We start from the raw sequence: 10773 nt of genomic DNA, 5'->3' as shown, positions 1-10773 counted from the left end.
GCGCCTGGCGGCTTGGCTGCTGCGACTCCCCCTCAAGGGGGGAGTGATGGGAAGTTAACCTGTGCGCGCTCAATGCGGCGCAGCGCTGCGACTCCCCCTCCAGGGGAGTGATGGGAAGAATGAACGACCTCAGCGGACGGTGATGGAGATGCGCTTGGACAGCAGTGGCGGGATGTGCGGCACGTGGTTGTGGTCGCCCAGCAGGAGCTGTAGCGTGTGCCTGCCGGGGGGCAGCTCCAGCATCGTCTCGGTCTGACCTTTGCCGAAGTGCAGGTGGTGTTCGTCGTTGGGGATGGGCCGGTCCAGCGGCGGCGGCGTGGTGTTCACCAGCAGGTGGTGGTGCCCGGTTCCCTCCCGCATGACCCCTGCCGGCGCGACCCCCATATTTCGCAGCCCGAAGCGCACGGCGACCGGACTGGCCGCCGTCTCGCCGTTGGCGGGAGTGATAAAGTACAGCACCGTATTCTCCGGGGCGAGGCTCCGCGCATTCGCCGGGGCGGGGGTCTGCGCCCAGCCGGCGGCGGGCGCCAGCGCCAACATCGAGGCCAGCGCCAATGCCGGCGCCAATACTGGGGCCGTTGCCGCATTTCTGTGCCGCATTCGGATTTCCTCCCTGGGAGACCGTTGCCGCGAAGTGTATAATAAAACGCTTGGCATCTGAATCTTCCATTGCTTCTGCCACGGATTCGGCGGCGGTTTCCGCCGCGAGCCGTTCTACGAATGGCGGGGGAGACGGCGGCGCGGCGCCTTTGATCTCCATCCGGGACCTGCGCTTTCGCAGGGGTTCCCGGCTTATTCTGGACGGGGTGGACGCGGACATCCGGCGCGGCGCCGTCACCGCCGTGATGGGGCCGAGCGGCTGCGGCAAGACGACCCTGCTGCGTCTGATCGGCGGCCAGCTGCGCCCGCTCTCCGGTAGCGTGCGGGTGGACGGGCACGAGATCGCCCGCCTGGACCGGGCCGCCTTGATGCGGCTGCGCCGGCGCATGGGGGTGTTGTTCCAGAGCGGCGCGCTGCTGACGGACTTCGACGTGTACGACAACGTGGCCTTCCCGTTGCGCGAGAACACGGACCTCCCGGAGCCGATGATTCGCGACTTGGTGTTGCTGAAACTCGAGGCGGTGGGTCTGCGCGGCGCGGCGTCTCTGATGCCGGCCCAACTCTCCGGCGGCATGGCCCGGCGCGTCGCCCTGGCGCGGGCGGTGGCCCTGGACCCGATGCTGATCATGTACGACGAGCCCTTCGCCGGCCAGGACCCGATCACCATGGGCGTGCTGATGCGCCTGATCCGGCGCATGAACGAGTGCCTGGGCGTGACCAGCGTCGTCGTTTCCCACGATGTCGCCGAGACCTGCTCCATCGCCGATTACGTCTATGTTCTCTCCGGAGAGGGGCGGCTGGTGGGCAGCGGCGCCCCGGACGAACTGCGGCAGCGCGCCTCTCCCTGGGTGCGGCAGTTCATGGAGGCCCTGCCGGACGGGCCGGTCTCTTTCCACTACCCGGCGCCGGCCTTGACCAGCGCGCTGCTGGAGGAGGCGTGAGCGCGCTGCCGGAGGCGCAGCGGCGCACCGTCCCGCCGGTCGCCGCCCTGCGGGCGCTGGGCCGCCGGGGGCTGGAGGGTTTCCGCCGCCTGGGCCGCGCCCATCTGTTTCTGGTGCGACTCCTGCGCGCCTCGCCCGGCGCCCTGGCGCGCGGCGGCGAGCTGGTGCGTCGGATCTACGCCGTCGGCGTGTTGTCGCTGATCATTATTACGGTCTCCGGTTTTTTCGTCGGCATGGTTCTGGGTTTGCAGGGCTACAACACCCTGGTTGATTTTGGCGCGGAGGAATCGCTGGGGGTGATGGTGGCCCTGTCTCTGGTGCGGGAACTGGGGCCGGTGGTGACGGGGTTGTTATTCGCCGGGCGGGCGGGCTCGGCCCTGACGGCCGAGATCGGGCTGATGAAAGCCACCGAGCAACTCGCCGCCATGGAAATGATGGCGGTGGACCCCGTGCGGCGGGTGGCCGCCCCCCGCTTTCTGGCCGGTTGTCTGTGCATGCCGCTGTTGGCCGCCGTCTTCAGCCTGGTGGGCATTTACGGCGGGCACTTTGTCGGCGTCGGTCTGCTGGGCGTGGAGGACGGCGCGTACTGGTCGCAGATGCAGGCGGCGGTCGAGTGGTTCGACGATATACTGAACGGGATAATCAAGAGCGTGATCTTCGGTTTCGTGGTAACCTGGATCGCGGTGTTCGAGGGCTACGACGCCGTGCCGACCTCGGAGGGAATTGGCCGCGCCACGACCCGGACGGTGGTCAACTCCAGCCTCGCCGTCCTGGGCTTGGACTTCGTGCTCACGGCGCTGATGTTCGACTAGCGGGCGTGGCGGTTACCGGCGCGGCGGCGGCGCGATATACGGCAATATACGGCAATGGATGACGGAGGCGGATGACGGGAAGATGTGGCAGGCGACCATAGAAGTACTGGTGGGTTTGTTTATCGCCTTGGGGCTGGCCGCATTGGTATTGCTTGCGGCGCAGGTCAGCGGTATCGGCGAGACGGTGTCGGCGGAAGGGTTCCAGGTCACGGCCCGGTTCTCCAACGTCGGCCAACTCCGGCCCAAGGCCCCGGTGAAGATGGCCGGGGTGACCGTGGGCAGCGTGCGGAAGATCGAGTTGGATCAGAACGATTTCTCCGCCCTGGTGCTTATGAGCATTGCCCCCGGCTACGACCAGCTGCCCCTGGACACCGCCGCCCAGATCTACACCTCCGGTCTGCTGGGCGAGCAATACGTCTCTCTGAAACCGGGTGGCGAAGACGACTTTTTGCAGGAAGGGGACGAGATTATAATCACCTCCGATGCCGTGGTACTGGAAGATGTGGTCAGCAAGTTTCTCTACAGCAGGGCGGCGGGCGACGAGTAGGGCCGCCGCGGGCCGCGCCCGGTTCGTCCTACGGCGATGGCCGCGATGGCCGCTGGCGCTGCTGCTGGCATTGCCGGCATCTTTGCCGGCGCTTTTCCCCATGGCGGCGGTTGCGGAACCTGTCGCCAGCGAGGCCGAGGCGGTGGTCCGGGAGACGGCGGACGAGGTATTGCGCCGCCTGCGCGCGGAAGACGACGTGATCGAGCGCGACCCCGGGCAGATCTACGGCATTATCAGCGAGCTGATCCTTCCCCGCTTCGACTTCAGGGCCATGTCGCGGTGGGTGCTGGGACGGCATTGGAAGGAGGCCGACGAAGACCAGCGCGCCCGCTTTGCGGAACTGTTCCAAAAACTTCTGGTGCGCACCTACGGCCACTCCCTGCGGGGCTACAAGGAGCGGGAACTGCGCATCGTGTCCCACAAGCCGGGCCGCCGCCCGGGCCAGGCGATCGTCAATACGGAGGTCGTGCAGCCGGGCGGCGACAATATCCCCATAGCCTACCGCATGCGCTGGCGCGAGCAGAACGGCTGGCAAGTGCTGGATGTCAAGATCGCCGGCATCAGCCTGTTGACCACCTACCGCAACACCTTTGACGAGAGCGTCCGGCGCGACGGCCTGGACGGGCTGATCGCGCGCATGGCCGCCCGCGGCGGCGACGGCTTTGAAGCGGGCCGGGGCAAAGACCCGGGCGCGGCAGGCCGGGGAGAGGGTTCGTGAGCGGCGTACCCCGGCTCGAATGCGCTGCCGAAGGCGCCTGGCGGCTCGCCGGCGAGGTGCATATAGACACGGTCAGGGCCCTGAAGGAAGAGGCGGACCGCGCCTACTCCCGTTCCCCCCCGCGCAGCGTCGATCTAGGCGGCGTGACCCGGATGGACAGCGCCGGCCTGGTGCTGTTGACGGACTGGCTGCGCCAGGCGCGGCGGTTGCGCCGCGACCCGCCCCGGTTCCTCAATGTCCCGGAGCAGCTCCGGGGTCTCGCCGGCCTTTATGGCGTGGGAGAACTGCTGCGTGACTGAGAGTCTTCCCTCCGCGGCCGCGGTCGCCGCCCCCGTTGCCGTCGCCCGCAAGCGGCGCCGCCATGCGCCCCGCTGAAGTCAAGTCCCTGATCGCCCGGGGGCTGCCCGACGGCAGCCGGGTCGAGGTGGGCAGCGAGGACGGCCTGCATTTTCACGCTGTCGTGGTGAGCGGCGCCTTTGCGGGCGAGGGCCACGTCCAGCGGCACCAGCGAGTGTACCGCTGCCTGGACCAGCAATTGCAGAGCGGCGAGATCCACGCCATCTCCCTCAAGACCTGTACGCCGGAAGAGTGGGAAAGCGAAGGGCGGGACCTGTCCCCGTGAACCGCCTCCCAAGCCGCCCCCAAGCTGCCCCATGCGCTGCCCCATGGATTGCCCCATGGACTGCCTGATTATCCATGGCGGCTATCCCCTGGAGGGCGAGATCCGCATCTCCGGGGCAAAGAACTCGGTGTTGCCGGTGTTGGCGGCCACCTTGCTGACCGACCAGCCGATGACGATCAGCAACGTGCCGCATTTGCAAGACGTCACCACCACCATCGATCTGATGGCCCAGATGGGCTCTTCGCTGACGCTGGACGAACGGATGCAGGTCGCGGTGGTCAACGACAAGCTGCGGAACTTCTTCGCCCCTTACAACATGGTCAGAACGATGCGCGCCTCCATCTTGGTGCTGGGGCCGTTGCTGTCCCGGTACGGCAAGGTGGACGTCTCCCTGCCTGGCGGCTGCGCCATCGGCACCCGGCCGGTCAACCTGCACCTTGCCGGCCTGGAGGCGATGGGCGCCAAGGTGCGCGTACAGGACGGCTACATCCGTGCCTGGGCCAAGCGTCTGCACGGCACCCGCCTGCGCATGGCAATGGTCACGGTCACGGGCACGGAAAACCTGATGATGGCCGCCACCCTGGCGCAAGGCGTCACGGTGATCGAGAACGCCGCCCGCGAACCCGAGGTCGCCGACCTGGCCCGTTGCCTGCAGCGCATGGGCGCCAAGATTGAGGGCGCGGGCACGGACTGCATTCGGATCGAGGGGGTGGACGCGCTGTCCGGCACCGACTACGAGGTGTTGCCGGACCGCATCGAAACCGGGACCTATCTGATCGCGGCGATCATGACCGGCGGGCGGGTGCGGTTGCGCAATACGCGCGCCTCCCTGCTGGAGGGCGTCCTGCCCAAACTGCGGCAGGCGGGCGCCGAGATTGACTGCGAGGAGAACGCCATTTGTCTGGAGATGCGCCGCCGCCCGAAGGCGGTGGACGTATGCACTGCGCCCTTCCCCGGCTTCCCCACCGACATGCAGGCGCAGATCACCGCGATGAACTGCATGGCGGAAGGCGCCGGCACGATCACCGAATCCGTGTTCGAGAACCGGTTTATGCATGTGCAGGAATTGCGCCGCATGGGGGCGGAGCTGCGCCTGGAGCAGAACCGCGCTTGCAGCGTCGGGGTCGAAAAGCTGGCCAGCGCCCCGGTGATGGCTACCGATCTGCGCGCCTCGGCCAGCCTGGTGTTGGCCGGCCTGGTGGCCGAGGGCGTGACCCGGGTGGACCGCATCTATCACATAGACCGGGGCTACGAGACTATCGAGGAGAAACTGGCCCAGTTGGGGGCTCGGATCAGACGGGTGCCCGTGCCCCTTTCCTCCTCCGCCAGGGTCGCCGCCCCGGGGCAAGTCTCCGCCTGAGCCGGGTGCCCCCGGGCCGCCGCCTGGCGCCGCCATGAGCGAACCGCTGACCATCGCCCTGGCCAAGGGGCGCCTGCTGGAGGGCGCGCTGGCATTGCTGGCGCGGGTCGGCATCCGGCCCCGCCCGGACGCGGATCCCGCGCGCCGCCTGTTGCTGGAGACGGAAGACCCGGCGTTGCGGCTGTTCGTGGCCCGCTCCATGGACATCCCCGCGTACATAGAGCATGGCGCCGCCGACCTGGGCATCGTCGGGCGCGATATTTTGCTGGAGCGCCGGCAAAACGATTTCTTCGACCCGCTGGACCTGGGGGTCGGCCGTTGCCGGCTGGTTCTGGCCGCGCCGCGGGGGCAGGCCGTCCACGACCTGGAAAACCTCAGGGTGGCCACCAAGTACGTGCGCACGGCGCGGCGCTATTTTGCCGGCGGCGGCCGGCAAGTCGAATTGATCCGTCTCGGCGGGGCGCTGGAGCTCGCGCCGTTGCTGGGCATCGCCGACTGCATCGTGGACCTGGTGGCCACCGGCCGCACCTTGAAGGCGAACGACCTGGTGCCGGTGGACACCGTCGCCGAGATCAGCGCGCGATTGGTAGTCAACAAGGCATCCATGCGCTTCAAGCACGAAGCCCTGTCCCGGCTGATCGGCCGCCTGCGCGAGGCGGCGGCCGGGGACGGCGGGCGGCAAGGCGCGGAGGCGACATGAAGGACGGCACAGGGGACGATATTCGGATTCGCCACCTGGACGCCCGCGCGCCGGACTTCGACGCCGGCTTGCGCCGCCTGCTGGCCGCCGCGCGCCCGGCGGCGGAGGTCGTGGCAACCGCCCGTGCCATCGTCGAGGATGTGCGCCGGCGCGGCGACGCCGCCCTCATGGAGCATACCCGCCGCCTCGACCGCCACGCCGTCGCCGCGCCGGCGGACCTGGAGATCCCGCCGCGACGGTTCCGCGCCGCCCTGGAGGAGATCCCGTCCGAGTCCCGCGCCGCCCTGGAGCAGGCGGCCGAGCGCATCCGCGCCCACCACCGTCGCCAGCGGCTGGAATCCTGGCGCTACCGGGACGAACAGGGCGTCGTCCTGGGCGAGAAGGTCGCGCCGCTGGAGCGGGTGGGCGTGTATGTCCCCGGGGGCAGGGCGGCCTACCCCTCCTCCGTGCTGATGAACGTGTTGCCGGCGCGGGTGGCCGAGGTAGGGCAGGTCGTTATGGTCGTGCCCGCCCGGGAAGGCGGCCACGACCCCCTGGTGCTGGCCGCCGCCGCCATTGCCGGGGTGGACCGCGGTTTTGCCGTCGGCGGCGCCCAGGCCGTGGCGGCCCTGGCTTACGGCACGGCCACCGTTCCCCGTGTGGACAAGATCGTGGGCCCCGGCAATGCCTATGTCGCCGCTGCCAAGCAGCTGGTGTACGGCGAGGTGGGCATAGACCTGCTGGCCGGTCCCTCCGAAGTGCTGGTGATCTGCGACGGCGACGCCGACCCCGAGTGGGTGGCAATGGACCTGTGCGCCCAGGCGGAGCACGACGAGGACGCGCGCGCCATCCTGATCAGCCCGGAAGAGTCGCAGTTGCAAAGCGTTCGGCAAGCCCTGCAGCGGCGGCTGCCGGAACTGGAGCGCGCCGACATCATCCGCGTTGCGCTGCAACGGCACGGCCTGACCATCCAAGCGCGCGATCTGCGCGAGGCCGTAGCCGTCGCCAACCGCATCGCCCCGGAGCATCTGCAGCTGGCCGTCGCCGACCCCGAGTCCCTGCTCGAAGACGTGCGCAACGCCGGGGCGATCTTCCTGGGCCACTACAGCGCCGAAGTCCTGGGGGACTACTGCGCCGGGCCCAACCACGTGCTGCCCACCGGCGGCAGCGCGCGTTTTGCCTCGCCGCTGGGCGTCTATGACTTCCAGAAACGCTCTTCGCTGATCCGTTGCGACCGTGCCTCCGGCGCTTTCCTGGGCGGCCTGGCGGCCCTGCTGGCGCATGGCGAAGGGCTGACGGCGCATGCCCGCGCCGCCGAGTTGCGCGTTGCCGGGGCGCGTCGGGAGCGCCCGGAGACTTCCGGGCGTGACTGAGCCCGGGCCGGACGCGCCGGCGACAGCGCGGCTGCGGCGCTGGCTGCGCCCGGCCGTGCTGGCAATGGAGCCCTACGCTGCTGCCGCGCCTTTGCCCGCCGCCGCCAGCGAGCCGGCCGCCAAGCTGGACGCCATGGAACTCCCCTACGCCCTGCCGGCCGCCCTGCGCGCCGGCTGTCTGCGGCAGCTGCGCGCCCAGCCCCTGCACCGCTACCCCGATGCCGATGCCGGCGCCCTGCGCCGGGCCCTGCGCGCCGCCCTGGATATCCCCGACTCCCTGGCCCTGCTCCCCGGCAACGGCTCCGACGAACTGATCCTCTACCTCACGCTGGCCCTGGCCGGTCGCGGGCGCAAGGTCCTGGCGCCCGAGCCCACCTTCGTCATGTACCGCCGCGTCGCCGCGATGGCCGGCATGGAATACGTGGGCGTGCCGCTGCGGCCGGGCGACTTCGCCCTGGACCCGGAGGCCATGCGCGCCGCCATTGTCCGCCACCGCCCCGCCATCGTCTGGCTGGCCTGGCCGAACAACCCCACCGGCACCTTGTTCGACGAGGAGGCGGTGCGCCGAATCGTGCGCGCCGCGCCGGGGATCGTGGTGGCGGACGAGGCGTATTTCCCCTACTCCCGCAGGACCATGCTAGGCGCCGTATCCGAATACCAGCACCTGCTGATCCTGCGCACCCTGTCCAAGATGGGCCTGGCCGCGCTGCGCATAGGCGTCCTGATCGGCGCGCCGCACTGGCTCGAGCAATTGGAAAAGCTGCGCCTGCCGTACAACGTCGGCGCCCTGAATCAGGCCTGCGCGGCCCACCTGCTGGGCGCCAATGGCGCCGATTTCAGCGCCGATTTCGGGCCCCTGCTGGAGCGGAACCGCGCCGCCCGGCAGAGACTGTACCGGGCCTTGCGCCGCCTGGACGGCGTCGAGGTCTGGCCCAGTCACGCCAACTTTCTGCTGCTGCGCCTCGCCGCCGCCCCCGCGGATGCCGTGCACCGGGCCTTGCGCCGCCGCGGCGTCCTGGTCAAGAACCTGCACGGCAGCCACCCCTCTCTGCGCCAATGCTTGCGCGTCAGCGTCGGCGCCCCGGCGGAGAACCGCCTCTTTCTGCAGAGCCTGCGGGAAGCCCTGCGGGCGCATGGCGGCGGCGCTTCCCCGCGCACGCGGAAATGACGAAAGGACGCAAGCGATTCCCATCGCCTGCCAGCCGCTTTGCTTGCCTTCGATTGCGTAACGGCTAGTGGGGCTGGCGGGCGCGGACAAAGATTTGAAAATTGGGGCAGGAGGTTCTATACTTTCATAAGCGGCTTTCCGCCAGAGACCGCCAGAGAGATTTCGGAGGCGTGCGGCGCTATCGCGTGAGTTCAAGTTGCCGATGGCGCGGTACGGGGGGTGGTGCGAAGGCGAAGGTGAAGGAGGGGATGGCAATGGCAGACGATGTTGCATTGCGGTTCGATGCGGGTTCTTGCTTTGGGCGGCGGGCCCTGGGTTCGGGGAATTCCGATTTTCCACGGGCCAGGCTTGTGCGGGCCGCCTGCGCGTGGATCGTCCTGTTCGGCTTTTTGGGGGCCTGGGGGCCGGTCGCGGCGGCGGACTACGATTACGAAAAAATCAAAGAGAAGTATTACGCCGATCATCCCGGCAAGGGCAAATATTCCGATCTATGGGAGCCGATTCCCATCCAGCAATACTGGAATCCGGTTACCTTCTACCAGCCTCCCGACACTCTCAAGGCGACGACCAAGCGCGAGGACTGCGTGACTTGCCACACTGCGATTACCGGAGGGTGGGTGCATTCGTGGAAGAAGAGCACCCATGCCAACTTGGATGCTTTGCGCCAACTGTCCCCGGAAGACCCGCGCTATTACAAGAAGGCCGAGCTTGAGGAGGTCGAGAAAAACCTGGCGCTTCGCGGCGTGCTGAAAAAGGGCGAGCAACTCAAGGAGGTCGGCTGCATTGACTGTCACGGGGGCGTAGGGAAGCAGGCCATAGAACACCATGTGGAGTTGCGGATGCCGGACCGGGCCGCCTGCGGCGAGTGTCACGTGCGGCAGTTCGCGGAGGCCGAGTCGGAGAAAGAGCAGGAGTGGCCGCAGGAGCAATGGCCCAAGGGGCACCCTTCTCATGCGATGGACTGGAAGGCGAACGTGGAGACCGCGGTCTGGGCCGCCATGCCGCAACGGGAGGTCGCGCAGGGTTGCGACATGTGCCATTACCAGCAGAACAAGTGCGACGGTTGCCACACCCGCCATGAGTTTTCCGCCGCGGAGGCGCGCAAGCCGGAGGCCTGCGCCACCTGCCACAACGGCGTCGATCACAACGAATATGAGAATTACATGTACTCCAAGCACGGGGTGATCTACCAGACCAGCGGCAAGGACGAATGGAACTTCGAGGTGCCCTTGAAGGATGCGCTCGCGAAAGGGGGCTACACGGCGCCCACCTGCGCCACCTGCCATTTCGAGTTCAACGGCGAATTCTCGCACAACCTGGTTCGCAAGGTGCGCTGGGGCTTCAACCCCACGCCGGCGATCGCCGATAATCTCGGTCATGAATGGTTCGAGAGCAGGAAAGAATCGTGGGTGCAGAGTTGCAGCGCCTGCCACTCTCCGCGCTTTGCCAGGATTTGGCTGGATACTGCCGACAAGGGGACGATTCAGGGACTTGCGGTGGAGCAGGAAGCCAAGAAGATCGTGCAGGCCCTCTACGACGAGGGTCTCATGACGGGGCAAAAAACCAACCGTCCGACGCCGCCGGCTCCAATGGAGGATGCGCCCGGAGATTTCTTCTCGCTGTTCTGGGCGGAGGGCAACAATCCTTCGCTGGTGGATCGCGCCCACGCGGAGATGTGGGAACAAGATCTGATCAAGCACTACAAGGGTTTGTTCCACGTCAATCCCGGCGGCTTCACTTACACGGAAGGCTGGTCTCAGTTGCTTGAGCGCTACACGGAGATCCAGCAGGAGAATACCCGGATCCGCGAGATGCACGCCTTGCAGGAGAGGCTGGCAAAGATCGAGAAGAAGTGACCGCTGCATCCCGGGAGGGAGGCGCTTGGGCAGGGGGCGGTTGCCGTTTCCCTGGAGCGGGTCTTTGTCGGCGGTGATGTCTCTGCCTTGAACGTTG

General features: G+C 67.9%; 12 protein-coding genes. 11 read left to right on the top strand and 1 reads right to left on the bottom strand.

Annotated elements, in window-relative coordinates; all coding sequences use genetic code 11:
- Nucleotides 1-129 precede the first annotated feature (129 nt).
- Nucleotides 130-600, bottom strand: coding sequence for a DUF4399 domain-containing protein (locus OXU43_02780; GenBank protein MDD9824085.1), 471 nt, complete (start codon nt 598-600; stop codon nt 130-132).
- A gap of 149 nt (nt 601-749) precedes the next feature.
- Here OXU43_02780 and OXU43_02775 point away from each other — a divergent pair, with 149 nt between their 5' ends.
- The 11 genes from OXU43_02775 to OXU43_02725 all read left to right on the top strand — a co-directional run bounded on the left by OXU43_02775 (nt 750) and on the right by OXU43_02725 (nt 10676).
- The gene (locus OXU43_02775) at nt 750-1541 is read left to right on the top strand and encodes an ABC transporter ATP-binding protein (GenBank protein ID MDD9824084.1); all 792 of its coding nucleotides are present in this window, start codon (nt 750-752) and stop codon (nt 1539-1541) included.
- The gene (mlaE, locus tag OXU43_02770) at nt 1538-2353 is read left to right on the top strand and encodes a lipid asymmetry maintenance ABC transporter permease subunit MlaE (GenBank protein MDD9824083.1); all 816 of its coding nucleotides are present in this window, start codon (nt 1538-1540) and stop codon (nt 2351-2353) included. Before OXU43_02775 ends, mlaE begins: the two co-directional genes overlap by 4 nt.
- Nucleotides 2354-2411: 58 nt before the next feature.
- Complete coding sequence (gene mlaD, locus OXU43_02765) at nt 2412-2900, top strand: outer membrane lipid asymmetry maintenance protein MlaD (protein MDD9824082.1); 489 nt, start codon at nt 2412-2414, stop codon at nt 2898-2900.
- Between the two features lie 100 nt (nt 2901-3000).
- Nucleotides 3001-3618, top strand: coding sequence for an ABC transporter substrate-binding protein (locus OXU43_02760; protein ID MDD9824081.1), 618 nt, complete (start codon nt 3001-3003; stop codon nt 3616-3618).
- Nucleotides 3615-3917, top strand: a complete 303-nt coding sequence (locus tag OXU43_02755; protein ID MDD9824080.1) for an STAS domain-containing protein — start codon at nt 3615-3617, stop codon at nt 3915-3917. Before OXU43_02760 ends, OXU43_02755 begins: the two co-directional genes overlap by 4 nt.
- A gap of 62 nt (nt 3918-3979) precedes the next feature.
- Entirely contained in the window at nt 3980-4240 is a 261-nt protein-coding gene (locus tag OXU43_02750) for a BolA/IbaG family iron-sulfur metabolism protein (protein MDD9824079.1), read from the top strand.
- Between the two features lie 55 nt (nt 4241-4295).
- Nucleotides 4296-5600 carry a UDP-N-acetylglucosamine 1-carboxyvinyltransferase gene (gene murA, locus OXU43_02745; GenBank protein MDD9824078.1) on the top strand — a complete coding sequence of 435 codons (1305 nt, stop codon included), beginning with the start codon at nt 4296-4298 and terminating at the stop codon, nt 5598-5600.
- Between the two features lie 34 nt (nt 5601-5634).
- Complete coding sequence (hisG, locus tag OXU43_02740; protein ID MDD9824077.1) at nt 5635-6300, top strand: ATP phosphoribosyltransferase; 666 nt, start codon at nt 5635-5637, stop codon at nt 6298-6300.
- Entirely contained in the window at nt 6297-7652 is a 1356-nt protein-coding gene (gene hisD, locus OXU43_02735) for a histidinol dehydrogenase (GenBank protein ID MDD9824076.1), read from the top strand. The genes hisG and hisD overlap by 4 nt, the downstream gene beginning before the upstream one ends.
- Nucleotides 7645-8820 carry a histidinol-phosphate transaminase gene (gene hisC, locus OXU43_02730; GenBank protein ID MDD9824075.1) on the top strand — a complete coding sequence of 392 codons (1176 nt, stop codon included), beginning with the start codon at nt 7645-7647 and terminating at the stop codon, nt 8818-8820. Before hisD ends, hisC begins: the two co-directional genes overlap by 8 nt.
- Before the next feature lie 254 nt (nt 8821-9074).
- Nucleotides 9075-10676 (top strand): multiheme c-type cytochrome, encoded by a 1602-nt coding sequence (locus OXU43_02725; protein MDD9824074.1) that lies wholly within the window; start codon nt 9075-9077, stop codon nt 10674-10676.
- The last annotated feature ends 97 nt before the right edge of the window (nt 10677-10773 follow it).

The organism is Gammaproteobacteria bacterium (assembly GCA_028817255.1).
GTDB lineage: Bacteria > Pseudomonadota > Gammaproteobacteria > Porifericomitales > Porifericomitaceae > Porifericomes > Porifericomes azotivorans.
Note: the sequence above shows the minus strand (reverse complement) of the source record. Positions and strands in the feature narration are given on the sequence as shown.

What these genes read in the sequence shown, in the direction of transcription:
- OXU43_02780 (MDD9824085.1), bottom strand. Translation starts at nt 600, where the DNA reads ATGCGGCACAGAAATGCGGCAACGGCCCCAGTATTGGCGCCGGCATTG.
- mlaD (MDD9824082.1), top strand. Translation starts at nt 2,412, where the DNA reads ATGACGGAGGCGGATGACGGGAAGATGTGGCAGGCGACCATAGAAGTA.
- OXU43_02760 (MDD9824081.1), top strand. Translation starts at nt 3,001, where the DNA reads ATGGCGGCGGTTGCGGAACCTGTCGCCAGCGAGGCCGAGGCGGTGGTC.
- OXU43_02750 (MDD9824079.1), top strand. Translation starts at nt 3,980, where the DNA reads ATGCGCCCCGCTGAAGTCAAGTCCCTGATCGCCCGGGGGCTGCCCGAC.
- murA (MDD9824078.1), top strand. Translation starts at nt 4,296, where the DNA reads ATGGACTGCCTGATTATCCATGGCGGCTATCCCCTGGAGGGCGAGATC.
- hisG (MDD9824077.1), top strand. Translation starts at nt 5,635, where the DNA reads ATGAGCGAACCGCTGACCATCGCCCTGGCCAAGGGGCGCCTGCTGGAG.
- hisD (MDD9824076.1), top strand. Translation starts at nt 6,297, where the DNA reads ATGAAGGACGGCACAGGGGACGATATTCGGATTCGCCACCTGGACGCC.
- OXU43_02725 (MDD9824074.1), top strand. Translation starts at nt 9,075, where the DNA reads ATGGCAGACGATGTTGCATTGCGGTTCGATGCGGGTTCTTGCTTTGGG.